Raw genomic sequence first — 24,673 nt, 5'->3', positions numbered from 1 at the left:
GACCATGAAAATAGGAAGATTTGATCGCATTATGCTGTTCAATGAATCTGTAGTTCTTAATTGTCTTCGGGTTATTGTGCTTATTATTGCTTGCAATTTTAGTGTCATCGCGTATGCACAGACAGAAGGTACCGCTGGGGTAGAACCGGAGGACATGAAAGATGCCACGGTTACGTCCGATTTAGAGGAGCTGCTAACTACAGTCTACTGTTACTGCGGATGTGTAAGGGAGACAATTGAAGTGTGTACGTGCAGCACGGCAATGAATATTGAGAACAATTTTCGCGATCGGTTGCTTGCTGGTGAGGCCGTTGAGCAAATTCGCACGGATTACCTTGACACTTACGGACCGCAATATTATGCAGTCATGCCTGTAGAAGGTATTAACATACTTGCCTACATTATGCCTGCTGTCATTCTGATTGTAATTGGTGGGATTGTCTTTGTTGTGCTCCGAAAGTCAAGGCAGAGGGCATCAGTAACAGTGGACGCGCAGGTAGCATTGGAATCACAACCTTCGGATGAAGCAGTCAAGCAGGTTGAGACTGAACTTGAAAGGTACAAACGGGAGAGTTAGACTCAGCAGGTTTTTCGCGACGGAATTGATTTTCACGTGTGTACGACTTTACAAAAGGGGTTGTTATGTCTTTCCTTGTACTTTTATGGATGGTAATTTTTGGGATCCTGCTTCTTATCTATCTGGGATTCCCGATTTTCTCGAAAACAGGTCCGCAAGCTATTGCGTCGTCAGAGGAAATTGTTGAAGAACGGCGGCGAACCCTCTTTCAGGAACGCGAAAACAGTTACGCCGCACTTGCAGACCTTGACGAAGATTACGAAACCGGAAAACTCTCAGATGCCGACTACCAAGAATTACGTGAAGAACTCTTGCAAGAGACTGCGCGCGTCATCATGCAACTCGAAAACGAATCCTTGTCAGATGTAGAAGCAGAAATTGAGAGATTTAAACAGCAACAACGTGAAACATAATATGTACACTAACACATCTTTATACAACCGTTCAAAACGCAACATGCAGATTCGCTATGTTCCCGCGTGGCGCATCGGTAGCTTACTAACGGTTGCCTTGACCCTTCTCTTTTGGCTTTCCACCCTCCATGCCCAGCAAACAACAGATTCGGGCGACATTCAAGGCACAGTCATTGACAGAAAACGCGAGAAACCCATCGCCTCGCAACCTGTAACCCTGACGGTACATAAGGCTGACACCGCTGAAACACAAGAAACGACAACGGATGAAAATGGGGACTACCGTTTCGGGAATCTACCACTTAATCCCAGTGTTCACTACACGGTTTCAACTATCTACGAAGGCACAGACTACATTGAGAAAGATCTGGTGCTGTCAACCTGGGCTCCGAATATCAAAATCAACTTTGAAATTGGGGCGTTTACAGAAGACAAAACGCACGTCCGTGTCAAGACGCATAGTCTCTTTATTGGACCTCCACCTGAGGACCACCCGCCAGACGGTGCTGTTACAGTTATTGAAGTATTTGAGATCGAAAACCTAAGCGATCTACCTTTTAGAACAACACACGGCACACAAAAGGTTGGGGCACTTTTCGCGCTTCCAAAAGGTGTTGAGGCTTTTCAACCGCATTCGTCAGTAGCCCTTACGATGGATACTGCCACTAATCACGCCATCCTGACAACGCCATTACCGCCTGGAGGAACGATCTTAGGCTACACTTATATTTTTCATGTCGAGAAAGACGGACTGGATTTATCCCGTCGCCTGAATTTCACCACATCAAAACTCTCATTTTTAGTCCCTGAAGGTGTTGGTCTTATGCCGCGTGCCAAGTTTTTCGGGGCACCCAGACGCGAACAAATCCACGGGGTCATTTATCTAAATTATCAGAGTACTGCGCCAAAGCCGTTTGAGGCAGGCAAAACAATCGACTTAGCATTCGACGTGAATATGGACACTGCGCATGGTGCCTTACCAGCGCAGACATCTAATCTTGGACAACTAATACTTATCGCTGTTGCAGCAGCATTGACAGGGGGTTTTTTCGTTGCTGCACTTTTCAAACTCCGCACAGCCAAAACTACTACCGAATCTAATACTGATAATACCTCAACACCTTCAGACGCCGGATGGCTTCGTAAACTGACTCCGGACGACCGCGAGCATGTCCGCGTCGCAAGGCTTGAATTCATTACGCATCTCGATGATAAGTACGAGAAGCAGGAAATCTCGGAGCGCGTCTACAAACGCTTGCGCCGAGAACAAACCGAACGCCTTACCACACTCTTAGAAGAACAAAAGAGGGGAAACAATGCATAGCAAACACCACATCGCTGATTTGATAGTCATGTTGGGTCATATAGACGAAAACATTCGGGACACCGCGAAAGCAGAATTAATTGCGATAGGTAGACCGGCTATTCCACAGCTCATTGATGTCCTTACTCAGGAATGCTGGCATATCTCTGGATATGGTGCCGAGTTCTATACCCATATCGAGGAGTCCGCACTTCCTGTTTACATGGAACAGATGGCGAACCACGCTGCGGAGGTCTTAGCGGAAATCGGAGAGTCCACCGTCCCCACCCTAACGGCTCAGCTCACCAGAGCCGAGCGTGAGTTTTCGGAATGGTTTTACAAGTATTTACGACCCGAACAAACCGACCGTCTTATCACAATGTTGGCGTATGTTAAGAAAGGCGAATAGAATAGATGGACGATGAACACATCGTAGCGGATTTAATCGAGGATTTGTCGGAGCTGGATGACGATATCCTTGAAGCTGCGAGAGAAGAATTGGTTGCTATCGGTGAACCTGCTATACCGCAACTTGTTGAGGCACTCGCTGATAATCTTGGGGATGTGGTTGAGCAAGCCACTGAGGTCTTGGCTGCCATTGGTGAACCGGCAATACCTGCGCTTATTGATCAGATGGCGATAGCTGAGAGGTACTATGCACTCGCGCTTGGTAATACGCTTAGCCTCATCGGTGAACCAGCAATACCGGTTTTGGTGGAAGCGTTATCTGACAAACTCAATGAAGAGTTCCGCGAATATGCAGCTCGCGCGCTCAATCTGATGGGGAGCGCGGCAATTGGTGCGATGCCTGCGCTTATTGATGCTTTGAACGATCCGTCGGAGGATGTTCGGTCTTATGCTGCGTACACGCTTGCTAAACTGGAAGACGCAGCAGCGGATGCAGTACCTGCGCTTATCAAGGCACTTGACGATGAATCCGAAGAGGTCCAAAATTATGTCGCTTTTGCATTAGAAAAAATTGGAACCCCGGAAGCAAAACAGGCACTTGAAGCGTTCAGCCAAACGTAATGGAGAAGTTTCCATGAAAACCCCTGAAAAGGTCGGTCCGAAGAGTGTTATGGACCTGTACCCTGATGTGTGCCAATGGTTAGAGAATTTTCTAAAGGGGCGATTTCGTCAAGTTGAGATTGATATCCATGCCTTTCCGCATACCCCAATTTCCCGTTTTCTTAGCACATATAACCGTGGCAACTTTCTTGGAGAATGGCGTTCATGGAATATAAAAGTTGATGTTGTTGGATTTGTCCATCACGCCAATAAACCGACCGAGCTGGTTTTGGTCGAGTGTAAAAACACCAAACTCACGTTGGCACACCTTTCCCAACTTCTGATGTATAGTCGTATTGCGCGTCCTTTATATTCTTTCCTGATTTCTCCAGCAGGTTTTTCCCGATCCCTTGTTGCCCTACTGCACGAATATCATCGGCACGATGTGTTGGTGTACCATTCAGAAGATGGAAAATTGCCTCGGCAGGTGATTGTGGCGGAGTGGGAAATGGCTACTTGCAATCTGAAGAGGCATACTATGATCGGGGGAGCAGGTTTATAAAATCTGCTATATAGTGCATTCGTAGAGATTTAAAAAACTTGAAAAAATCACTTAAACATGGTATAATTAAAAAAATAGAATGTTATATGTGTTCATGAATATTAAGAAAAAGGCGCAAATATCGCAATGTAATTAACAAACGAACAATTTGCTTATTTGTCCATCCATCTGATGTCGCAACATTGATTGAGACCAACTGTGGCGTATCTGCGGTATCAGACTGGAATACGAAAAATTATTAGAAGGGAGCCAAGATGGCAAAGTACGATTTTGCAATCGCTGTAGGAGGGGCACCCGGGCAGGGTATAGAAGCTGCAGGCAAAAGCATCAGCCAAATCTGTGCCCGGTATGGGCTGAACGTTTTTACTTACACCGCCTATCAATCCCTCATCCGCGGCGGTCACTCCTTCCTGACGATCCGGATCAGTTCTGAACCTGTTGCGAACCACGGGGACAAGATAGATCTGATTATTGCTCTGGATGCCAATAGCGTAGAGAAGCATCTGCCACATGTAGCCCCTGGTGGTGCTTTAATCTATAATAGCGAGCATGTGAAAGAGCCTCCAACACGAGATGACATCCAATTGTGTCCTATTTCCTATAAAGAGCTCACCAACGACCCAGATAGAAAAGCCCTTATGCTGAATGTTTGTATGTCCAGTGTGGCTTTGCAATTGGTAGGGATAGATTTAGCAGTGCTTGAGGACATCATCGTTCTGACATTTCTCAAACGTAAAGGTCAAGCAGTAGTGGATGCGAATATTGCTGCTGCACGTGCAAGTTACGATTACGCTGCTGAACACTTTACGCCGTTAGATGTCCAATTTGAGAGACAGGATACCCCGTTGGCGTTCGGTAGCGGTAATATGCTGATGGCGATGGGCGGTGCAGCCGCAGGTGTCAAATTTTATGCTGCATATCCGATGAGTCCATCAACAGGTATTCTCCACTGGATGGCCCCAAACGCTCGCGATCTCGGTATTATCGTTCGGCAATGTGAAGATGAAATCAGCGTTGTCAATATGGTAATCGGTGCTGCACACACCGGTGCACGCGCAATGTGTGCCACATCGGGTGGCGGTTTCGCACTCATGTCCGAAGCGATTGGCAGTGCCGGCATGATGGAAATTCCAATCGTTGTTGTTAATGTTCAACGCGGGGGCCCCTCCACAGGTTTACCTACCAAAACCGAGCAGGGAGATTTATGGCAAGTTCTCGGCGCGAGCCAAGGTGATTTTCCGAAAATTGTTGTTTCACCTACCAGTATGATGGACGGTTTTGATACAATACCTGAACTCTTTAACCTCATTGACAAGTTTCAGTGCCCCGGCATGGTGCTCACGGATTTGTCGCTGGCGGAAGGTCACACGACATTCGTGCCGGATTCTATCAACTGGCAACCTAAAATCGACCGTGGGGAATTAATCACCGGACAAGGACAGACAGATGGTGAATATCTGCGTTACCAGATCACAGACAGCGGAATTTCGCCCCGTGCTATCCCTGGCACGCCTGGGCATACGCACGTTGTTGCTACCGACGATCATGATGAAGATGGGGGGCTGATTAGTGATGAATTCACGAATCCTCATAAACGTCGTGATATTATGGAGAAACGGCAACGCAAGATGGAAGGCATCGTTGAACTGCTCCCGCCTCCGACTCTGGAGGGAGCTGAAGATGCCGAAGTCACCTTGATTGGGTGGGGGTCCACGCATGGTGTCATCGCTGAAGCAGCACAAATGTTAAACGAAGCAGGCATTGCCACCAACCATATCCACTTCAAGTGGCTCTATCCAATGGATGAAGATGCCGTCAACGAAGTGCTTGCAAAATCTGCGCATTCGATTATCGTTGAGTGCAACTACACGGGTCAATTCGCTCGGTTTTTACGGGGTGAGACCGGCTTTAAGGCAGATGGGCACATCCGCAAATACGACGGTGAGCCGTTTATGCCGCATCACGTTGTTGATGGCACCCGTGAACTTTTGAACAGTAAAACAGATCTTTATGTCCCCTATCAAGAGATTGTTGTCTAACAAAGGAGGATGAATCAGATGGCGAGACGAGCAAGACGAGAAAGACCTATTCAAGGTGCACCTACAGCGCGAGATTTTAAAGGTGATGTTAATCCCGATTGGTGTGCCGGTTGTGGTGATTTTAGTGTCCTTAATGCGCTACAAAACGCTTATGCCAAACTCGGTCGTGGCAATCATGATCACCTGACTGTAAGTGGAATCGGGTGTTCCTCTAACCTCCCTGGTTATGTCAAAACGTACGGGATGCATACGCTACACGGTCGCGCTTTAGCAGTCGCAACGGGTGCTAAATTTGCCAATCACGAGTTGAATGTTGTCGTCACGGGTGGTGATGGTGATGGTTACGGTATCGGCGGAAATCATTTCATTCATACGATGCGAAAAAATATTGATCTCCTCTACATTGTCATGAATAACGAGACGTATGGGTTGACTGTTGGGCAAGCCTCACCGACGACTATAGTAGGAGAACAGACGAAAAGCACGCCGTTCGGTAATTTAGAGTCACCTCTCAATCCGGTTGCGATGGCAATTGTCGCGGGTGCGACTTATGTCGCAAGGGCATTTAGTTCTGAAGGAAGACAACTCGCGGAATTGATGTATAACGGGATGCAACACAAAGGGTTTGCGTTCATTGACGTTATCAGTCCTTGTGTGACTTGGAAGAAGGAGAAAATGAAGATTTTCGACTATTGGAAGGAGCGAGTCCAATCTCTTGAAAATCATGACACAAGTGACAGAGCCGCTGCACTTGCGCAAGCAGTCAAGACGGGGCATGAAACGCAGCTTGGGTTGTTCTACCATGATACAAGCCGCCAGTCATTGGATCAAATGGAACCTGTTTTGGAAAAAGGTCCTATAGTGCATCAACCGCTCGGCATCACCCAGGAGCAGGGTGACGCAATCATCCAAAGAATGATGTAAAAGTAGAAGAAAGATGGAAGGATGGAAGCCCCGCAATCTTCCACCCTTCCACCCTTCCAAATGGAAAGATAGAGGGTTGGAAGGACTTCCACTTTTCCAGCCGGTCCGGAATCTCTCACACCATGCGCCTTCGTGCTTCCCAACTCACCAAAGACTTTGGAAATCGCGCGATCGTCAAAGATGCCACGCTTTCGGTTAATCCGGGCGAAGTGGTTACAATTTTCGGTCCTAATGGTGCTGGTAAAACAACGCTCATCAAAATTCTCGCGACACTCCTGAAGCCGACATCCGGGAAACTTGAGATTGAAGGCGCGGATGCAATCGCAAATTACTCGGACGTGCGTAACGGATTGGGTGTCCTTATTCATGAAAATCTCGCTTATCCGGTGTTCAGTCCTTACGAGAATCTCAAGTTTTTTGGACGGATGTACGGCGTTAAACAGTTAGAACACCGCTGTATGACGCTCCTCACGGAAGTCGGCTTGCAACACTTTGCCCATGAGCCTCTGCACATCTTCTCACGGGGCATGACGCAGCGTTTTATGATTGCCAGAGCACTTCTCCATCAACCTTCAGTTTTATTACTCGACGAACCCTTCTCTGGATTGGATGCTTCTGCCAAGCAGTTTGCTCTGGAGCGCATTGCACAAGAACAACAAAACGGCAAAGGTATTGTCATCACAACACATAATACAGAGCTGGGCTATCTCGCAGGCACAAGGTTCTTCTTTATGATAAAGGGAGAACTGGAGGAAGTCGCGCAGAAAGATGAAATTACAGCAGAGACGTTGCTGTTTATGTATGAAGAGAGGTTAAGCTCTTAACTGTTGGGTTCTTGTGCCGTAAAACGTCTTTTGGCTACTAACACTTGATGGCTGGCAAAAAATTGAGACAAACATGAAGGCACTTCGTCAAATTGGCGCGTTGATTCGCAAAGACCTTGGGCTTCAATTCCGTTCAAAAGAGACGTTTGTATTAGTCTTCGTCTTCAGCATATTAGTTGTCCTCATTTTTGCTTTCGCGTTTGGCCCGATTTTTCCTGAAAGGGGAGAGCGTGGCAAACTCACTGCAAGTGTCCTCTGGGCGGCATTCGTTTTTGCAGGGATTATCACCTTGAACCGTTCATTCACAGCAGAACGTTCACACGGTGCGTTGCAGGGCATACGCCTGACCGGCGTTGATGCGAGTAATCTCTACCTCTCTAAAGTCGTTAGCAATGTCATTTTTTTATTCCTATTGGAAATCGTCATTACCCCCATCGCACTTCAATTTTTGGATCTGCTTGATGTGGTGACGGTGGGTATATTATTGAAATTATCCGGTGTACTTGGTATCGGGACACTCGGTTTTTGCGCTGTCGGTGTGCTGTTAGCTGGTATGTCCACAGGTGCGAATGGCGGCGAGAGCCTCCTTTCCGTTATTTTACTTCCTCTCGTCATCCCAATTATTATGGGCGGAGCGAAATGCACCGTCTCGCTTTTGGTAACTGGCGGATTAGATAACGGATTTTGGCTGGCACTGCTCATCGGGTGTAGTTTAGTTTTTTTGGCAGCTGCGTATCTACTTGCAGATGCTGTCATTGAGGAATAGTATTGACGCAAATGTTTGGAAGGTACATCTAAAATAAGACTTACGCACAACACTTCCACCCTTCCAATCTTCCAGTTTTCCGATCCCGCAAGAAAGGAATGGATTTTGCGTAAGGCCTCTAAAAAAGCAGTCGATACACTTCATAAGGAGAAAAGATTTGTCAGAAATTATTCATATTCACGCACGCGAGATATTAGACTCGCGTGGTAACCCGACAGTCGAAGTTGACGTTAATTTGGCATCAGGGGCATTCGGACGCGCTGCCGTTCCCTCTGGCGCATCTACGGGTGAACACGAAGCCGTTGAATTGCGTGATCAGGATACCAACCGATATTTGGGAAAAGGTGTTCAGAAAGCCGTTGAGAACGTCAACACAACTATCGCTGCTGCCCTCGCGGGGGAAGATGTCTTTGCACAAAACGATATTGACACTGCCATGCGCGAACTCGACGGAACTGAAAATAAAAGCCGTCTCGGTGCGAATGCTATTTTAGGCGTTTCGTTGGCTGTCGCGAAAGCCGCTGCAGATGAAGTGGGGCAACCCCTTTATCGCTATATCGGTGGCGCGAACGCCAAAGAACTCCCGTTACCGATGATGAACATCTTAAACGGTGGTTCTCACGCCGACAACAATGTTGACATTCAAGAATTTATGATAATGCCAGCGGGGGCAAAGAGTTTCGCCGAAGCACTGCGCATGGGTGCCGAGATTTTTCATAGCCTCAAGGCGGTCTTGCAAGCCCGAAATTGCAACACCGCTGTCGGCGATGAAGGCGGATTCGCACCGGATTTGGGTTCCAATGAGGAAGCAATCGCAGTCATCATTGAAGCCATTGAGAGTGCCAGTTACGTCCCTGGGGACGACATTCTTTTGGCATTGGATGCCGCCTCCAGTGAATTCTACAATCGTGACACCGGCACCTACGAATTGAAAGCAGAGGCACAACCGACCAAATCAGCAGAAGAAATGGTTGCCTTTTACACGGAAATCTGTGAGAAATACCCAATTGTTTCCATTGAAGACGGGATGGACGAAAACGATTGGGAAGGATGGAAGCACTTGACCGAGGCAATCGGGGATAAGGTTCAACTCGTGGGGGACGATCTCTTTGTGACCAACACCACTCGTTTGCAGCGCGGCATTCAGGAAGGTATTGGTAACTCCATCCTGATCAAAGTCAATCAGATTGGCACCTTGACAGAGACGCTTGACGCTATCGAACTTGCCCGACGTTTCAACTATACAGCTGTCGTTTCACACCGGTCGGGTGAAACAGAGGATACCACTATTTCCGATCTGGTTGTTGCAACGAACGCAGGACAGATAAAGACCGGTTCACTCTCGCGTACCGATCGTGTCTGCAAATATAACCAGCTTCTCCGTATTGAGGAAGAACTTGGCGAGAGTGCCACTTTTGATGGTAGGGATGTCTTCTATAATTTGGCAAACCTCCGTTAACCGATTACATTTGCATAGGGACAGCTTGTGTGCTGTCCCAGAACGCTTTTTTTTAAGGTCCACTTCATGCGTATTCTTCGTCCAATTTTACTTCTTATTGCGGTTGGATTACTCCTCGTTAGCGTTGATCAATTCATGAACGGTTATGGCGATTGGCAGCACGCGCAGCTCGCTGAAGAAGCCTACCGCGCCGAGATCCGAGAACTGGAAGCCGAACGTGACCGGCTCCAGAAGCGCGTCGAAATGCTAAAAAACGACGAACTCACAAAGGAGCGGCTCGCGAGAAAACGGCTCGGTTATATAAAACCCGGCGAACTCAAGTTTAAAGTCGCTAAACCTGACGATGTTAAGTGATTCGTAACAGCATTTAAATTTTTCTTGCTTTTTTTGTACGCGCTGCTATAATAGAGTAGAATTTCGCATGGCAGGCAATAACACCTGTTATGTTGATAATACCGACCTATTACTTAACGTTCAAAGTAAGGGAGGAAAACAGAATGTTTGGAAGGAAGAAAACACCAATGATACCCACAATTAGTTCCGGAGTTGCAGGACCGCTTGGGGTATTGCATCTTCCACGATTCTGGTCGAAAGTGCTAATGGATGCCAAGGGTGTACTAAATGAAGAGTATCCGGCATGCGGCGCAGGTTTTGATCAGATGGTGTTAGATGGACTCGGACTGGACAAGGACGCTACACTGGCATACATCAGCGACAATTCGCCCACCTATCCACAATTTGAAGCGTGGGTTTCGGAAAACGGAAGTTTTGACCAAGCAGCAGTCGACGAACTGAACGCTGCAATTTCAGGCTATAATCACGACGACGATACCCGTGGGGGCATCCTCGGTGCAAGCGGTATTGGCGACGACGGTTCTATCTTGGACGCTGTTAATCTCAACAACCTTGATGATTGGTATGAATTTCACGCCAGTTTAGATTAGACGTTTCGTCATTTCATGTAGGCGCGCTTTCCGCGCCTACATGAAACACACCTCTTTTCCTTTCTAACTATCTATCTGCTTCTGCTGTTAGTTCAATTATCGTATCAACAACAGTCTGCGGACGAACAATCTCCACAATTTTCTGCTTCTGTGGTCAGCTCGATTGCCTTACCTGTTTCGGAAGATTCAAGTCCAGCAAGCAAAATTTCAGTAACATGCCGCGCTGTATACACATTTGAGAGCGGTGGTTGCGTTCCTTCACGGATATGTTCGGCGAAATGTGTGTGCATTCCACTCGGTGCTGCGTCTGAACAGTCAATCGCTTTGACATCAACGGGCGCGTGTTCGCGCGTGTAAGAGGTCGGTGTCCACTGGCTAAGCGTCGCGCCATCTTTGCCGGGCATCGTAAATTTGCCTGCTGTGCCGTGTACACTCCCTTCACCCGTGCGTGCTGGATCGCACCAACTCGTCTCCGCAGTGACGATTCCCCCCGATTGCATCTCAAGCACAAGCGTTGCGACATCCTCTAATTCCGTCGGTTTGTCAAACGTAGAAACGAAACCCGTCACCCGTTTGAAGGTGCCAAGCATCCCAACGAGGCTGGAAACAGCGTAAACGCCCATGTCGAAAAGTGCGCCGACACTCGCTTGTTTGGCATCGAAAAACCACAGATCGTCGCCAGATTCACCGAAGATGTCGCGAATCTCTGCATAGTAGATTTCGGGACCTCCATGGCTACTTCGCATTCTCGCACCGGACACGCGCCCAATCGCATTCTCGGCAATTAATTGGCGAATCTTATAGACAGCCGCGCCGAAATGCGGGAGACACATGACTGTTTTACCACTCGCTTCAGTTGCCTCGACAAATTGATTCGCCTCATTCATATCGCCGCAAAGCGGTTTTTGCATCAGCACATGTTTGCCAGCCTCGAGTGCTTTGACACCCCACGAAACATGTAAGGGATGCGGTGTGCCAACCAGAATGGCATCAAGTGTATCATCTGCAATGATTGCGTCGTAATCCTGTGTCCAGCGTGGTATATCGAATTCTTGACATTGATGTTTGAGACGGTGTTCGCGTCTACCACCAATGACACTAACTTCAAAATCGTCGCCCTGTACGAGGTCGGGCAGGTGCATTCGGCAGACGATACCGCCTGCACCGATAACACCAAGTTTTATTTTCTGCATAACATTTCCTTAGTCCGGTATGTTTGTAGTTAAAACGGCTTAAATCGGTTTTAGCACAACATTGCGATAGGCGACAGGTCCATGGTCGCCCTGCAACAGCACTGGACCGGTAGCGGCTTCTTCCTCCACCATCGCGCCACGTGTGCAACCCACTACTTCAACATCTTCATGGATGACCTGTCCGTTCCACACGACTTTGACGAAGGTAGCGTTGGCTATCTTACTGCCATTGGCATCAAATTTTGGTGCGCGGAAGGTGATGTCGTAGGTTTGCCACTCACCCGGTGGTTTGCTGGCGTTGACGCGCGGTGGCACGCCATCCACCGGTTGATTGTCGATCCAACGACAATAAACGCCGCCACAGGTGCCGTAGCCAAGTTCCGTTTCACCCCAACTGTCCAATATCTGGATCTCATATCTACCCATGAGGTAAACGCCGGAGTTGGAACCTTGTGGCACCATAAATTCTACATGTAATTCACAATCACCGTATTCAGCTTCGGTGTAGATATCAAGCGTCCGTCCGGTAGCACCGTTGTAAAAAATCCCTTCACCGGCTGTCGTTTCGAGCAGTTTCGCATCGTCTGGGTTGAGAGCAACACTACCAGCAGCATCCCATTCATGATGTGGCGCGCCACCTCGGGCGAGCCAACCGTTCATATTCTTACCGTTGAAAAGTTCAATTCCGTTTCCAGATTGAGACATCAAAGTCCCTCCTACAGTCGCGATCTCCAGATCGAAGTCATCCCGCGAGTTTGACGAAATCTTAAGGTCGTAACTCGTGAGTTTTTAACACTAAAAAGTGTTGACATATTTCACACAATCGGATACTATATTTAATCATCAAGTCTATTCAGTCAGCAACAGAACTCCATTGATTTAAAAGAGAAATTGGACGAGGATAATTAAAACTCATGAAACAGGTTTTCTTATTTTTAGGGTTATCCCTACTGATGGGAACAATTGCCCTTTTTACGATTTGTGGTTACGACCAGATTGGAACACTGCACGCAGCACCTATAGAGAACGTTGCCCTTAACGCAAAAACACCGTTTGCTGAGGGTTGCAGCAAATGCCATGCAACCGAACCCGCCTATCAAGAATGGCAGCACGCGGGGCACTCACACGCTCTTGTCAACCTGATTGAAGGTCCGTACGAAGTCCAGACCTCGTGTCTGAGTTGTCACTCCTCTGGCTACGAAGTCTTCAGTGATCGGGTTTATCCAGGGCATACTTACAATATAGAGACAGCGGTGAACGCTGTTGCTTGTTCTTCGTGCCATTCCCACACAAGTAAAGAGGAACACTTATTGGTGAAGCCTGCAAAAAAATTATGCGTCAACTGCCATAAAATGGACTGTGGGTGCGCGGGCGCAGGTATCGTTCACCAATCACAATCGGAGATGTTCCTTGGACGTGAGGGTGCCGGTGTGAAACGGATGCCGTCGCCGCATGTGCGCGCAATGAAGAAACGATGTGTACATTGCCACATGGCAAAAGAGGACCCAGAGACAGTTGCGAAACATGGAGGCCACACATTCATCGCAGACTTCTCGACATGTAGTACTTCAGGCTGTCACGATAGTGTTGATAACAACATGGAAACGAAGTTACCACAATACCGCGCCGAAATAGAATCGAAGATGCAAGCCGTCAAAAAGATACTTGACGCTGCACCTGATAAAACTTCGCAAGCCTATCTGGACGCAAAACTGAACTACGACATGGTTAAAGGCGATAGTGGGTACGGACTCCACAATATACCCTATGCCAACGCGCTGCTTGACTATAGCCTTTCACTCAAAAGCGAACTTGAATAAGGAGTAGCACACATCCTTATTGTGGAGTGTCGGCTTGCCAACTAATCTTGCGAACTGAGCAATTCTCGCAGCGGTACATCTTGGTCTTTCGGTAGATAATAACTGAGTGGATCGCTGACAACCCCAATCAATTGCTTCTGGATCGGATTGCATTTGGCAACCAGTTCATCAGGCATCGTGATATAATCCATCGGTTTGACCCAGCGGTAGGCGTAGCCCATAAAAATAGTTTTGCGGGGCATGCCAGACCAGTTATGCCCTATACCGTGCCATGTCCGTTGCTCAAAGAGAAATGCATCTCCGGCATTGACATTCATAGAGATGGCACCGCGTGCCCAACCTGTATCTGGATCAAGTGGTGGTCTACCCGTCAACCGGTTACTCCCTGGAACCAACACGGTCGCGCCAGAGGCAGGATCGGATTGGTCGCTGATAGCGTAGGCAATCTTAAGCATGATCCGAGGGTGGGGTTCCTGCATTTCCGCATGTGAAGTGCCGCCGTCGCGGTGCAAGCCGATGCGGTTCCTCACCTCAGGAGGCGGCTCCTCTTTTGAGGGGAGTACAATAAGGTGTGACGTAATCATCTGTACGTTCCAATTGAGCACGCCGTAGGCGAGCGGCACCGTTTTTTGCCAATCAAGGAGTTGAAGGAAAGCCTCGTGGTGCGTGATGCAGTTACGGAGGTTTAATTTACCACCATTCTCAAGTCTGTCCGCGGCTTCCTCTTTGGCATAAACCTCGTCAACAGCAGCATCAATTTCCGCGACAACATCAGGGGGCAAAGCATTTTTAATCAGCAAATACCCATTGTTTTCGACAAATTCTTTGTGCTCTGGTGTAAAGACTGTTGCTGGATCAAGATCTGTTATTGTATCCATAGTGTTATCCTTTAGTGCGTTGGCTTTTGATAGCAAGTTTGGCTTGCAGGCTTCGCCAAAAGTAACCTCGATCTGCTGATCGAGATTTGAATCATGCTATGCATTATACAAGACATACCGAAAAAATTTCAAAGCAATTTTATTTTTCTAATTGACTCTGTAAGGAAACTTAATATGGAAGAAAATATAGAGCAACCTGAGCCCGACGCGTCCGATTTTCCGAGTGGTCGATATGATACAGTGGCAAAAAACGTCATTCGAGGGGATCCGAATGACCTAATCAGATTCAGTCTTGGCACACAGGATGCTGAGGTAATTCGGGTTCTTGAAACAGAACAGCCGACAGTGAATTGGTATCGTGCCGATAGTTTCATACACGCGAGGGTCCGCGGAAAAGAAGTTATCGTGCATCTCGAACTTCAGACGCACGATAGCAGGCAGATACCGATGCCGCACCGCGTAGCAGGCTACGTTGGTTTAGGGATTCGGACGTTTGGAATACCTATCTATTCGCATGTCATCTATTTTCATCCGGATGCGGGTCTCAATGATCCGGGGGAATACGTCCAAGACGGTCCAGGGTACGAGATTACCATCAAATACAAGGTAATCAGACTCTCTGAGATAGAGGGACAAGACATTCTGGAGGCAAAGTTGAAAGGACTCATCCCATTCGCACCATTAATGAAGCCGCCAGAGGAGATGGGTTCTAAAGAATGGTTGCGACACTGCATTGAAGTTGCAGAAACTATCCCGATGGACATGGCGGACAAGCCGAATTATCTTGCCTCTATGGCTATCTTATGTAACGTCATCTTCAACTTTGATGACATTCGTGAAATTATACCGGAGGAAATCCTCATGCAATCAGATGTTGTCCAATACTTCAAAAAACTGGGCATTGAACAAGGCATTGAACAAGGTGCCCGAGAAAGCATCATTGAAGGTATTCTTGAGGCACTGGAGGTTCGATTTTCTGCTAAAGATGTGGAAAAGTTGAAGCCAATGCTTGAAAGTGTTGAAACCCTGCAACGTCTCAAAGAATTGCGTCGTGAAGTTTTACGAACGTACAGTCTTGAAACCTTCGCGCAAATGTTGGAAAATGGCAGCGGGATCGAGCCGTAACGATGCAGAGTTTTTCTCAACAGTCATTGAGATAATCTTTAACGAAAGCTCCGATTTGATTTTTATTTCCGAGCCTATAAACGTGCTATAGAGAGGAAGCACCACGCAATTTGAAAAGCGAATTAACCTCAGAACCTCATAGATCAAGACAACCCTCCAAATTTGGAGCATCATGGCGAGCAATCCTACTCGGTACTGTCCTTATTATCCCGAATATGTACTGGATTCTGGACTCTGCTGGGCAAGGGTATCCGACCACTATTTCCCTCTACTTTAACGTCATTTTCTGCATCTTTGTTATTGTATGTGTTAACCTTTTCTTGGTACGGATAGCACCAGCGGTTGCAATACAGCAAGGTGAATTGTTGACGATTTACGTCATGTTGTCGATCGCTTCCTCGCTTGCAGGACACGATGTCCTTCGCGTGTTGATTCCGATGATTCCGTACGCTTTCTGGTACGCAACACCGGAAAATGACTGGGCAGACCTGTTTCATCGGTATATCCCGGATTGGATGGCTGTCAAGGAAAGATCCTTCTTAACAGAATACTACCGCGGCGAAACAACCTTTTACCAATGGGAAACTGCTCAAGGGTGGTTAACGACGACTGTTGTCTGGGGTGGCTTCTTATGCGCTATGGTATTCCTGATGGTGTGTATCAACAGCCTCGTCCGGAAACAGTGGACAGAACATGAGAAACTGAGTTATCCTATTATCCAACTACCGCTTGAATTGACAAGTGGTGGCAGAACAAACTTGTTGACAAACAAGATGATGTGGCTCGGTTTCGGTCTCGCTGGCGCAATTGATATCCTCAATGGGCTTCACTATCTTTACCCGACAGTGCCGAGTTTGGGTGGGAGGCTTTATGACCTCCGTCCATTCTTTACACAGAAACCGTGGAGTGCAATCGGATGGACTCCGATAGCCGTGTTTCCATTTGCAGTAGGCATTGCTTTCTTTATTCCACTTGACTTGTCATTCTCATGCTGGTTTTTCTACCTATTTTGGAAAGCAGAACGGATCTTCGGAGATGCTTTAGGCGTACGGGGCATGCCGAACTTCCCTTTCACTGATGAACAATCCTTCGGGGCATATCTCGGATTGTTTGTTATCGCAATTGTAGCCACGCGAAAACACCTCGCGCAGGTTGGACGCAAATTATTTAGAAACGATCCACGTGTTGACGATTCAGAAGAACCGATGTCTTATCGAATGACAGTGTTAGGGCTTATCGCAAGTCTCGCTTTTATTGTTGGCTTTTGCAAAACAGCAGGAATGTCTATCTGGGTAATCCTCGTGTTTTTTGGTATTTATTACGCTATCTCCACAGCAGTGACTCGAATGCGTGCGGAACTCGGATCGCCTGTCCACGATTTACACTTTATTGGACCCGATGAGATGATGCCTCGCATTTTTGGAACACGACTGCTCGGTCCGCACAACTTAACCATAATGGCGTATCTCTTCTTCTTCAACCGTGCCTATCGTGGGCATCCGATGCCACACATCTTAGAGGGGTTTAAATTAGCGGAACGGACAGAAATTTCCAACCGACGGTTGCTGATTGCGATGTGCGTTGCAATCGTTATTGGAACCTTTGCCTCATTTTGGGCATTCTATCATATCTCTTATATTGAGGGGGCGCGGGACTGGTTCGCAGGGCGACCCTTCAACCGACTTCAAAGTTGGCTGACTTCACCGAGAGCACCAGATGTACCAGCAACCATCGCAATGTGTATCGGCTTTCTCATTACCGGTTTCCTGATGATAATGCGGATGCGGCTTTTTTGGTGGCCCTTTCATCCTGCTGGGTTCGCTATCTCCAGCAGTTGGTCGATGAATGTGTTCTGGTTTTCGATCTTTGTAAGTTCAGTCATCAAATGGATTATCCTTCGGCACGGTGGTGTAAGCGCGCATCGAAAACTTATTCCGTTTTTCTTGGGCTTAATCTTAGGTGAATTTATCGTCGGCAGCGTCTGGAGCCTCATAGGAATTACGACAAATCAACCGATGTACCGGTTCCTATTTTAATAGTATTCAGTACTCAATACGCAATTAAGAGATGCTTTGACTCATCACATTTTGTTTCACGGTGTACTGTTAACTGACAACTGCATCCTACAGGGGTTGGATGTAGTGAATCTGCCTTGCAATTTCTGTGAAGCCCATGGACGGATAAAAACTTGTACCTACGGGATTCTGTTCCAAAGTTTCAATGCGGGCATAAAGCATCCCTTCCGACTGCAGATACGCTAACGCTTTTTCAATCAACTGTCTGCCGATACCGCGGCGTTGAAACTGTGGTAACACAGCGAGGTTCGGAATACTGCCAATCCGTGTTGTGTGATTAATTCGGGTTGTAATATAACCAGCAATCTCGCTGTCCACTTCCGCCACAAAAACCCCGTCTGGGTTTGCTTCTGTATCGTCATTGATATGGGACATTTTGCGTTCTTTCCAGTCCATATCACCAATACGTCCAAATTGGTCTTCGATGTTTTTGTCTATGGACACTTTCTCGAAACAGATAGCGGTGATCTCTCGAAGGGTTTGCAGGTCGTTCGGTTTATAGTTTCGGATCATCTTTTTGTTTCTTTTTATAAATTCGTTTATACAAGGATGAGTTTGAAGGATTATACGCCAAATGCCACAAACTCACAGTTTGTGGTACAAGAGAACTATCTTTTTATCTGGGACACGCCTTGATATATTATACCATCTGAAGATAAATTGCAAGTTTCTTCTGGATTGGATTCAGATGTCGTTCTTGAAATGTCTGTGAAGATTTGCTATAATTGTAGGCATCATATTTTAGGAGGAATACTGCGTGATTCGTGAAGCAATTCAGAAAGTTATAGCAGGAGATAACCTAACCGAAGCAGAGATGATTAATACCATGAACGAAATCATGGAGGGTGAGACGACAGACGCACAAATTGCGTGTTTTCTTACCGCTCTGCGGCTCAAAGGTGAAACAATAGAAGAGCTTACAGGGGCAACGCGTGCAATGCGCGCCAAATCCACGCCTGTTCCGACACGCCATGCGCCTGACTTACAAGCTACACCTATAGTTCCCCGACTTGTTGATACGTGCAGTACGGGTGGGACGGGTTTGAACCATTTCAACATCTCAACAACTTCCGCTATTGTTACCGCTGGCGCAGGCGTACCGGTTGCAAAGCACGGCAACCGCGGTGTAACACGTCAGAGCGGCAGCGCGAATGTACTGATGGCGTTGGGTGTGAATATTGAAATTGGACCTGAACAAATTGGTCACTGCATTGATGAGGTCGGCATCGGTTTCCTGTTCGCGCCGGTGCTGCACGGCGCGATGAAATATGCCATCGGGCCGCGGCGAGAAATCGGAATTCGCACAATTTTCAATGCTATAGCACCGCTAACCAATCCAGCGGGGCCACAAGCACAAGTAATTGGGGTCTATGCGCCAGAATTGACTGAAGCGCACGCAAATGCGCTCAACAATCTCGGGTGCCAGCACGCGTTTATTGTGCATGGGGCTGATGGCTTAGATGACATCACAACAACAACAACGACACGCGTCTCGGAACTCCGAAACGGTGCTGTTGAAACTTATACCCTTGATCCCACAACACTCGGAATTCCGAAAACGGAACCTGATGCACTCTTGGGCGGTGCGCCAGAGGAGAACGCTGAAATCATAGTGAATATGCTGAAAGGCGAACGAGGACCCAAGCGCGATATTGTTGTGCTAAACGCTGGCGCGGCAATTGTTGCAGGTGGGAAGGCAGATAGCCTTGATGCGGGTATCGCACTTGCATCGGAATCCATCGACTCAGGCGAGGCACTCGCGAAGTTAGAAGGTCTGAAGTTGGTGTCCAACAATTAGCCTATTATGGGTGAGGGATAACGCATTGATATTAGACACAATCATCGCACATAAACGGAAAGAGTTAGCAGCTGAACAGGCACAGGTGCCGCTTACGAAGTTGGAATCAGAGGTTAAGAACCTACCACCAACGCGGGATTTTGGCGCAGCTTGCAAGCCAAAACTTGCTGTCAAAAGCCGTGATGCCATTACGGGTAGCGATGCTGTTAAGCTTATCGCAGAGGTGAAGAAGAAATCACCGAGTAAAGGCATTATCCGTGAAGACTTCGATCCGGTGTCAATTGCCGAAACCTACGTTGAAAACGGTGCTGCTGCCATTTCTGTGCTCACGGACAAACATTTTTTTTCAGGCGAACTCGCCTATTTGTGCGCAATTCGAGATGTCGTTGACGTACCACTGCTCAGAAAAGATTTCACGATTGATGCTTACCACATCTATCAAGCGCGCGTCGCCGGGGCGGATGCTATCTTACTAATTGTAGCAGCACTGACAGCACCAGAATTGCGGACGTTTATGGATGTCGCTGAGTCGTTGTCGCTGGCGTGTCTGGTGGAGGTACATACACAAGAAGAATTGGCTATCGCGTTGGACGTTGATGCGCAGATTATCGGTATCAACAACCGAAATTTGCACACGTTTGAAACGGACATCGCAACAACGTTCCGATTACGTGAGACTATCCCGACGGACAGGGTTGTGGTAAGTGAAAGTGGTATCTATTCGCGTGAAGACGTTACGAGGCTGCGGGAAGCAAATGTGCAGGCGATGCTTGTCGGTGAGTCATTGATGCGGAGTCCCGATATTGGACAACAGGTTCGATGTCTAATTTCTTGAACGCGGGTTAAACACCGTCGGTAGAAACTACAGCGAAGTAACGGTAATGCCGTGTCGTTTCAGGAGTGCTGTGGTCACGCCGTCGCCGGACGTAAGGGTCCCGGAAAAAGTACCGTCGTAGATGTCGCCGCAGCCACAGGATGGACTTCTCGCTTTGAGAATCACCTGCGTTGCCCCGTGTGCTTGTGCGACTTGTAAGGCGTGATGGGCACCCTTTAAATAGGCATCAGTCACATCTCTCCCATCAACAGTCATAACTTTTGCCTTACCGTTTAGGACATCCTCACCATCGCCGCCGACAATCTCTGCCGGAGGACGCGGCGTTGGCAACCCGCCAGACTCTTCGGGACAGACAGGAATGAGTTCGGACGTTTCCTTCTGTTTCATCGCTGTTTCATTTTGGCTGTCGCCGCCGTCGTATCGACAGCGCACACCCAAGAGACAAGCACTAACGATCGTCTTCATGTGATGTCCTTTCCTGTAACGCCTCAAACTGCCGCATGATTAAATCTGTCTCACCTGTTTTCAATTGCTGGTAGGTTTTTTCCAATTGACAAAGTATGATTTGTAACAACGAGGTTCGGCAGATCTCAGCGTCCTGGTTTCCCATACGGGCAGCTGCTATCCGTACAGAGGTTGCCGTTTCACGCAGTTCCGGCGGGAAATCCTCTAAAGTGCTATTGACATTCACGCCAAAACCCAAGACAAAAAACGGGTGCTGCTGGTCATCGTAAGCAAGTTCTGTGAGTACACCCGCCACCTTTTTTCCCTTGATCCGGACATCGTTAGGCACCTTAATCCGGGCATCAAGTTTGTGTGTTGTGCGAAGTGCCTGTGCAATGGCGATTGCACCGATGAGATTGGGAAGCGCAACTTGATCGCGAAGCAAGCGATGCCTAAGCACAACGGACACAAGAAGACTCTTTCTGGGGGGAGCACTCCATTTCCTGCCATATCTCCCGCGTCCAGCGGTCTGATGTTCCGCAATGATGAGGGTTCCCTCTGCTGCACCGGTTTTCCCACGCGTAATACCGATGTCGTTGGTAGAGGCAACTTGCGTATGGTGTTCGATTTGACAACCAATGAAAGCGGTCTGAAGCGTCGCACGCAGATGCGTAACATCCATAGGCGTTATTGATTCAGGTGTTTTTTTGCCTCATTTTTCCACTGCTCCGGTGGATCAAGATCGAGAAAACGTTGCCACTGGGCTTTCGCTTGTGCGCTCTTTTCTGTATATTCATACATCAACGCCAAGTTATAGTTCGCTGTCAAGTTGCCCGGTTCCAGTTGTATCACTCGTTCAAATTGTTCTGCAGCTGCGCCGAGTAAATCCATACTGAAAAGATTATTACCGTAGTTGAGCAGCGTTTGCACGTGTGTATCATCTAAAGCAAGTGCCTTCTCCAACGTCTCTTTCGCCGCATTGTAATCTAAGGCGTGTGCATAGTAGAGATTACCGAGACGTTGATACGTTTTGACGGCAATATCATCGCTTTCTTCAGGCGGTTGTTGAATAAGCGCGGCTTCCGCTTCATAGTGCTGAATTGCCTGTTTCCACATCTGCTCCCATTCCGCAATCTGTCCCAGGTGCAGATGGATGCCCCTATATTTTGGCGCGTAAGAGAGCATCTTCTTAAAAACTTCTTTGGCGAGACGATGCCGATCAATTTCAAGGTAAATGACCCCGAGCTGGTAGTTCGCTTCACGATTTCTGGGTTGGAATTCAGCCACTTGCCTGAAATCCTCTAAAATTTGGCTATAGCGATAAAGCGTTTTGCCTATCTGCCTATAACGAAGCGTGAGCATCCCGCGATAAAAGTAAGCATCTATATAGTCCGGATTCAGCGCAATGGTTGTCGTGTACTCTGTAACAGCCATCTCAGCATGTTTATGATAGTCATCTCCGAGCGTTTCAGCGTGTCGGTCAAGCACGCGTGCATAACTATAGTGCCAATCGAATTTTTCCGGGTTGTACTGATTCGCTAATCCGTAGTACCGAATCGCATCTTCACGCTCGTCCCGCTTCTCAAAAATAACAGCAAGGAGGTGATGAAGTTCTGGATGCGCAGGCTCTATTTCCAATGCAGGTTGATACACACGGATGATATTATCCTCGTCGTTGCGTTCACGATAGATCGCACCGAGTCGGAAAAAGGGCTCCGCTTCTGTTGCTTCAACGCCCGGCAAGGGAGTTTGTAAGCTCCTGCCTATGTCGTTTTCAAGCAGCGTTGTATCAAGCGTAATCGTTTTCTCATAATGTGCAATGGCGTTGTCTATCTCGCCCTTCTGCTCAAAAACGATTGCCGCGTGGTAGTGTGCTGCGACATCGTCTGGACGCAACCGAACAGTAGCAAGAAATGCGGATAACGCATCATCAGGCTGCTTTAGTGAAAGATAAGAGAGTGCCAGCAGATAGTGTGCTTCAGTCGTTTCAGGCGCGATTTCAATAATTCGTTGTAAGGTGTTAACCGCCTGTTGATGTGCCTCGCGTCCACGATAAATGTGAGCCATCTTGAGAAGCACATCTGGTCGCTGTGGGTCTAATGCCAAAGTGCGTTCATAAAAAACAAGTGCGCTATCTGTATCGCTATCAGCCTCGTAACTTTGCCCCAGCAGATAGGTAGCACTGATGTCTTCTGGAAACAGTAGGAGGTGTGTATTTAACGGCTCAATGGCTTCTTGGTAGTTGCCTGCATCGAAAGCGCGTTGTCCCTGTGTGATAAATCTATCTGCCAATTCTGGATTTAATTCCAAGGCACGTTTAAAGTAGGCAACAGCAGTGTTTACATCTCCCTGTTGGTGATAAAGTTCACCAAGTTTGAAATAAACATCGTTAAGGTTTCCCAAAGTGAGTTCAATTTGTAGATAACTCGCGTCCGCCTCAATAATTTCAAGCGTCTTTTCGTAATGTTCAATGGCTTTTTCAATGTTGCCTACGTCCGCCTTAATGATGCCTGCATAAAAGTGAGAGCGTGGATCGTCAGGGAGAACAAGCATCGCTTTCTCTAAAAGTGGCATCGCTTCATCTGGGGTCATCAATCCGGCGAAGTAAGGTTCAAGCGGTTCATAGAAAGTGTCCGTAATGCTTGGCGTGAGTGCCAATGCTTGTAGATAGTGTTGGACCGCTGTCACGGTATCACCACTTGCATAGAGGACTTCTCCAAGCGCGAAATGTGCTTTTGCATGGGTTGGTTCAACCTCAATTGTGCGTTGATATAGCCGAATTGCTCCATCTGTATTGCCTTTTTCATCGAAGATAACCGCCAACTCGTAAAGCACCTGTCCGGAGTAGTCTTGATGTTGGGACCCTTTGGCGTATTCTTTCAATGCATCATCAAAGAAACCTTCCATGGCAAGCACCTGTCCAAGTTTGAAGTAGGCGGGAGCGAACTTCTTTTTTTGACGGGTAATATTCTCAAATGCCTCTCGGGCGCGGTCTATCTCACCTTGTGCGAAGTAGACTAAACCGATACCGTATTGCGGATACTCCCACTTCCGATTCAACTTCCGTGCTGACTCGAAGGCGTGGAGTGCCTCCGGGTAGTGCTGCCGTTTCAAATGAATCTCACCGATGCGATAGTAAACAGGGTAGTAACTCGGGTTTAAATCGATGCAAGACTCAAATTCAGCAAGTGCCAATTCGTCTTTGCCTTGTTCCTGATAGATACCGCCGAGGTTGAAGCGCGCCCAAAATAGATCTGGATTAATCTCAAGTGCGCGTTGCAAATAGGTAATTGCAGTATTTAGTTCTTCACCGGTTTCCGTAGCTTGGAGGGCATGTACGTAGCCTAAACCGTAGTAGAACGCTGCCTCAATTTTGGCGGATGAAGGCTCCTGTGCCTGGCGATTCTCATTCGCCGCCGTATAAAGCGTCAGAAGTGTGGAAAGTCGTCCCTCTTTCTGCCACTTGAGGATGAGTTCGCGATGTTTCTCCGCGGGTTTTTTCTTCTCCCGCAACATCTTTGAGAAGTCTTTTCTCATGTTCGATTCCCATTTTTCCGCCGCGGAGGAAATTTGTAGGAAAGATGTATTGAATCCTAAGCATACAATTAGCACAATAAATGTGGGATTTAGCACTGTTTTTTTCATTTTATTTTTTCCTTTGATGAACTACAGAATATGGTTTCTCT

The 24,673-nt window shown here is 47.6% G+C and carries 25 protein-coding genes; 18 read left to right on the top strand and 7 right to left on the bottom strand.

What is annotated here, in order from left to right:
- Positions 1-4 precede the first annotated feature (4 nt).
- The 13 genes from OXH39_14505 (at position 5) to OXH39_14445 (ending at position 10,819) form a co-directional block, all read left to right on the top strand.
- Positions 5-577 carry a cytochrome c-type biogenesis protein CcmH gene (locus OXH39_14505; GenBank protein MCY3551668.1) on the top strand — a complete coding sequence of 191 codons (573 nt, stop codon included), beginning with the start codon at positions 5-7 and terminating at the stop codon, positions 575-577.
- A gap of 65 nt (positions 578-642) precedes the next feature.
- Entirely contained in the window at positions 643-990 is a 348-nt protein-coding gene (locus tag OXH39_14500; protein MCY3551667.1) for a hypothetical protein, read from the top strand.
- Between the two features lies 1 nt (position 991).
- Positions 992-2,314 carry a carboxypeptidase-like regulatory domain-containing protein gene (locus OXH39_14495; GenBank protein MCY3551666.1) on the top strand — a complete coding sequence of 441 codons (1,323 nt, stop codon included), beginning with the start codon at positions 992-994 and terminating at the stop codon, positions 2,312-2,314.
- Positions 2,307-2,702 carry a hypothetical protein gene (locus OXH39_14490; GenBank protein ID MCY3551665.1) on the top strand — a complete coding sequence of 132 codons (396 nt, stop codon included), beginning with the start codon at positions 2,307-2,309 and terminating at the stop codon, positions 2,700-2,702. The genes OXH39_14495 and OXH39_14490 overlap by 8 nt, the downstream gene beginning before the upstream one ends.
- A gap of 5 nt (positions 2,703-2,707) precedes the next feature.
- Positions 2,708-3,322, top strand: coding sequence for a HEAT repeat domain-containing protein (locus OXH39_14485; GenBank protein MCY3551664.1), 615 nt, complete (start codon positions 2,708-2,710; stop codon positions 3,320-3,322).
- A 13-nt stretch (positions 3,323-3,335) separates the two neighbouring features.
- The gene (locus OXH39_14480; GenBank protein MCY3551663.1) at positions 3,336-3,863 is read left to right on the top strand and encodes a hypothetical protein; all 528 of its coding nucleotides are present in this window, start codon (positions 3,336-3,338) and stop codon (positions 3,861-3,863) included.
- A 254-nt stretch (positions 3,864-4,117) separates the two neighbouring features.
- Positions 4,118-5,902, top strand: a complete 1,785-nt coding sequence (locus tag OXH39_14475) for a 2-oxoacid:acceptor oxidoreductase subunit alpha (protein MCY3551662.1) — start codon at positions 4,118-4,120, stop codon at positions 5,900-5,902.
- 18 nt (positions 5,903-5,920) lie between these two features.
- Complete coding sequence (locus tag OXH39_14470; GenBank protein MCY3551661.1) at positions 5,921-6,826, top strand: thiamine pyrophosphate-dependent enzyme; 906 nt, start codon at positions 5,921-5,923, stop codon at positions 6,824-6,826.
- 122 nt (positions 6,827-6,948) lie between these two features.
- A complete protein-coding gene (locus OXH39_14465; GenBank protein ID MCY3551660.1) occupies positions 6,949-7,650 on the top strand; it encodes an ABC transporter ATP-binding protein in 702 nt (233 codons plus the stop codon).
- Between the two features lie 73 nt (positions 7,651-7,723).
- Positions 7,724-8,416: a heme exporter protein CcmB gene (locus tag OXH39_14460; protein MCY3551659.1), complete on the top strand. Its 693-nt coding sequence runs from the start codon at positions 7,724-7,726 to the stop codon at positions 8,414-8,416.
- Between the two features lie 157 nt (positions 8,417-8,573).
- Entirely contained in the window at positions 8,574-9,875 is a 1,302-nt protein-coding gene (gene eno / locus OXH39_14455; GenBank protein ID MCY3551658.1) for a phosphopyruvate hydratase, read from the top strand.
- Positions 9,876-9,941: 66 nt separating this feature from the next.
- Positions 9,942-10,229, top strand: a complete 288-nt coding sequence (locus OXH39_14450) for a septum formation initiator family protein (protein MCY3551657.1) — start codon at positions 9,942-9,944, stop codon at positions 10,227-10,229.
- 167 nt (positions 10,230-10,396) lie between these two features.
- Complete coding sequence (locus tag OXH39_14445; GenBank protein MCY3551656.1) at positions 10,397-10,819, top strand: DUF5069 domain-containing protein; 423 nt, start codon at positions 10,397-10,399, stop codon at positions 10,817-10,819.
- A 104-nt stretch (positions 10,820-10,923) separates the two neighbouring features.
- Here the strand turns inward: OXH39_14445 and OXH39_14440 are convergent, their stop codons facing one another.
- Together OXH39_14440 and OXH39_14435 are read right to left on the bottom strand one after the other, a co-directional pair.
- A complete protein-coding gene (locus tag OXH39_14440; protein MCY3551655.1) occupies positions 10,924-12,012 on the bottom strand; it encodes a Gfo/Idh/MocA family oxidoreductase in 1,089 nt (362 codons plus the stop codon).
- 39 nt (positions 12,013-12,051) lie between these two features.
- Complete coding sequence (locus tag OXH39_14435) at positions 12,052-12,717, bottom strand: DUF1080 domain-containing protein (GenBank protein MCY3551654.1); 666 nt, start codon at positions 12,715-12,717, stop codon at positions 12,052-12,054.
- 209 nt (positions 12,718-12,926) lie between these two features.
- Between OXH39_14435 and OXH39_14430 the strand changes: the two genes are divergently transcribed.
- Positions 12,927-13,832, top strand: coding sequence for a cytochrome c3 family protein (locus OXH39_14430; protein MCY3551653.1), 906 nt, complete (start codon positions 12,927-12,929; stop codon positions 13,830-13,832).
- A gap of 41 nt (positions 13,833-13,873) precedes the next feature.
- Here OXH39_14430 and OXH39_14425 read toward each other — a convergent pair whose 3' ends face one another.
- Positions 13,874-14,710, bottom strand: coding sequence for a phytanoyl-CoA dioxygenase family protein (locus OXH39_14425; protein MCY3551652.1), 837 nt, complete (start codon positions 14,708-14,710; stop codon positions 13,874-13,876).
- A 174-nt stretch (positions 14,711-14,884) separates the two neighbouring features.
- Between OXH39_14425 and OXH39_14420 the strand changes: the two genes are divergently transcribed.
- Positions 14,885-15,835 carry a hypothetical protein gene (locus OXH39_14420; GenBank protein ID MCY3551651.1) on the top strand — a complete coding sequence of 317 codons (951 nt, stop codon included), beginning with the start codon at positions 14,885-14,887 and terminating at the stop codon, positions 15,833-15,835.
- Between the two features lie 110 nt (positions 15,836-15,945).
- Positions 15,946-17,871, top strand: coding sequence for a hypothetical protein (locus tag OXH39_14415; GenBank protein ID MCY3551650.1), 1,926 nt, complete (start codon positions 15,946-15,948; stop codon positions 17,869-17,871).
- A gap of 87 nt (positions 17,872-17,958) precedes the next feature.
- On the opposite strand, the gene OXH39_14410 is transcribed toward OXH39_14415, so the two are convergent.
- Positions 17,959-18,423 carry a GNAT family N-acetyltransferase gene (locus OXH39_14410; GenBank protein MCY3551649.1) on the bottom strand — a complete coding sequence of 155 codons (465 nt, stop codon included), beginning with the start codon at positions 18,421-18,423 and terminating at the stop codon, positions 17,959-17,961.
- 244 nt (positions 18,424-18,667) lie between these two features.
- Here OXH39_14410 and trpD point away from each other — a divergent pair, with 244 nt between their 5' ends.
- Both trpD and trpC read left to right on the top strand, forming a co-directional pair.
- Positions 18,668-19,708, top strand: a complete 1,041-nt coding sequence (gene trpD / locus OXH39_14405; protein ID MCY3551648.1) for an anthranilate phosphoribosyltransferase — start codon at positions 18,668-18,670, stop codon at positions 19,706-19,708.
- A gap of 25 nt (positions 19,709-19,733) precedes the next feature.
- Complete coding sequence (gene trpC, locus OXH39_14400) at positions 19,734-20,543, top strand: indole-3-glycerol phosphate synthase TrpC (GenBank protein MCY3551647.1); 810 nt, start codon at positions 19,734-19,736, stop codon at positions 20,541-20,543.
- A 27-nt stretch (positions 20,544-20,570) separates the two neighbouring features.
- Here trpC and OXH39_14395 read toward each other — a convergent pair whose 3' ends face one another.
- From OXH39_14395 to OXH39_14385, 3 genes are read right to left on the bottom strand one after another with little or no spacing between them, the layout of a single operon-like run.
- Positions 20,571-21,008 carry a DUF523 domain-containing protein gene (locus tag OXH39_14395; protein MCY3551646.1) on the bottom strand — a complete coding sequence of 146 codons (438 nt, stop codon included), beginning with the start codon at positions 21,006-21,008 and terminating at the stop codon, positions 20,571-20,573.
- Complete coding sequence (locus OXH39_14390) at positions 20,992-21,669, bottom strand: biotin--[acetyl-CoA-carboxylase] ligase (protein ID MCY3551645.1); 678 nt, start codon at positions 21,667-21,669, stop codon at positions 20,992-20,994. Before OXH39_14390 ends, OXH39_14395 begins: the two co-directional genes overlap by 17 nt.
- A 5-nt stretch (positions 21,670-21,674) precedes the next feature.
- Positions 21,675-24,632: a tetratricopeptide repeat protein gene (locus OXH39_14385; GenBank protein ID MCY3551644.1), complete on the bottom strand. Its 2,958-nt coding sequence runs from the start codon at positions 24,630-24,632 to the stop codon at positions 21,675-21,677.
- Positions 24,633-24,673: the final 41 nt, after the last annotated feature.

The organism is Candidatus Poribacteria bacterium (genome assembly GCA_026702755.1).
Classification (GTDB): domain Bacteria; phylum Poribacteria; class WGA-4E; order WGA-4E; family WGA-3G; genus WGA-3G.
This window is presented reverse-complemented; position numbering and strand designations above follow the sequence as displayed.

What these genes read in the sequence shown, in the direction of transcription:
- OXH39_14505 (MCY3551668.1), top strand. Translation starts at nt 5, where the DNA reads ATGAAAATAGGAAGATTTGATCGCATTATGCTGTTCAATGAATCTGTA.
- OXH39_14500 (MCY3551667.1), top strand. Translation starts at nt 643, where the DNA reads ATGTCTTTCCTTGTACTTTTATGGATGGTAATTTTTGGGATCCTGCTT.
- OXH39_14495 (MCY3551666.1), top strand. Translation starts at nt 992, where the DNA reads ATGTACACTAACACATCTTTATACAACCGTTCAAAACGCAACATGCAG.
- OXH39_14490 (MCY3551665.1), top strand. Translation starts at nt 2,307, where the DNA reads ATGCATAGCAAACACCACATCGCTGATTTGATAGTCATGTTGGGTCAT.
- OXH39_14485 (MCY3551664.1), top strand. Translation starts at nt 2,708, where the DNA reads ATGGACGATGAACACATCGTAGCGGATTTAATCGAGGATTTGTCGGAG.
- OXH39_14480 (MCY3551663.1), top strand. Translation starts at nt 3,336, where the DNA reads ATGAAAACCCCTGAAAAGGTCGGTCCGAAGAGTGTTATGGACCTGTAC.
- OXH39_14475 (MCY3551662.1), top strand. Translation starts at nt 4,118, where the DNA reads ATGGCAAAGTACGATTTTGCAATCGCTGTAGGAGGGGCACCCGGGCAG.
- OXH39_14470 (MCY3551661.1), top strand. Translation starts at nt 5,921, where the DNA reads ATGGCGAGACGAGCAAGACGAGAAAGACCTATTCAAGGTGCACCTACA.
- OXH39_14465 (MCY3551660.1), top strand. Translation starts at nt 6,949, where the DNA reads ATGCGCCTTCGTGCTTCCCAACTCACCAAAGACTTTGGAAATCGCGCG.
- OXH39_14460 (MCY3551659.1), top strand. Translation starts at nt 7,724, where the DNA reads ATGAAGGCACTTCGTCAAATTGGCGCGTTGATTCGCAAAGACCTTGGG.
- OXH39_14450 (MCY3551657.1), top strand. Translation starts at nt 9,942, where the DNA reads ATGCGTATTCTTCGTCCAATTTTACTTCTTATTGCGGTTGGATTACTC.
- OXH39_14445 (MCY3551656.1), top strand. Translation starts at nt 10,397, where the DNA reads ATGATACCCACAATTAGTTCCGGAGTTGCAGGACCGCTTGGGGTATTG.
- OXH39_14440 (MCY3551655.1), bottom strand. Translation starts at nt 12,012, where the DNA reads ATGCAGAAAATAAAACTTGGTGTTATCGGTGCAGGCGGTATCGTCTGC.
- OXH39_14435 (MCY3551654.1), bottom strand. Translation starts at nt 12,717, where the DNA reads ATGTCTCAATCTGGAAACGGAATTGAACTTTTCAACGGTAAGAATATG.
- OXH39_14430 (MCY3551653.1), top strand. Translation starts at nt 12,927, where the DNA reads ATGAAACAGGTTTTCTTATTTTTAGGGTTATCCCTACTGATGGGAACA.
- OXH39_14425 (MCY3551652.1), bottom strand. Translation starts at nt 14,710, where the DNA reads ATGGATACAATAACAGATCTTGATCCAGCAACAGTCTTTACACCAGAG.
- OXH39_14420 (MCY3551651.1), top strand. Translation starts at nt 14,885, where the DNA reads ATGGAAGAAAATATAGAGCAACCTGAGCCCGACGCGTCCGATTTTCCG.
- OXH39_14410 (MCY3551649.1), bottom strand. Translation starts at nt 18,423, where the DNA reads ATGATCCGAAACTATAAACCGAACGACCTGCAAACCCTTCGAGAGATC.
- OXH39_14395 (MCY3551646.1), bottom strand. Translation starts at nt 21,008, where the DNA reads ATGAAGACGATCGTTAGTGCTTGTCTCTTGGGTGTGCGCTGTCGATAC.
- OXH39_14390 (MCY3551645.1), bottom strand. Translation starts at nt 21,669, where the DNA reads ATGGATGTTACGCATCTGCGTGCGACGCTTCAGACCGCTTTCATTGGT.
- OXH39_14385 (MCY3551644.1), bottom strand. Translation starts at nt 24,632, where the DNA reads ATGAAAAAAACAGTGCTAAATCCCACATTTATTGTGCTAATTGTATGC.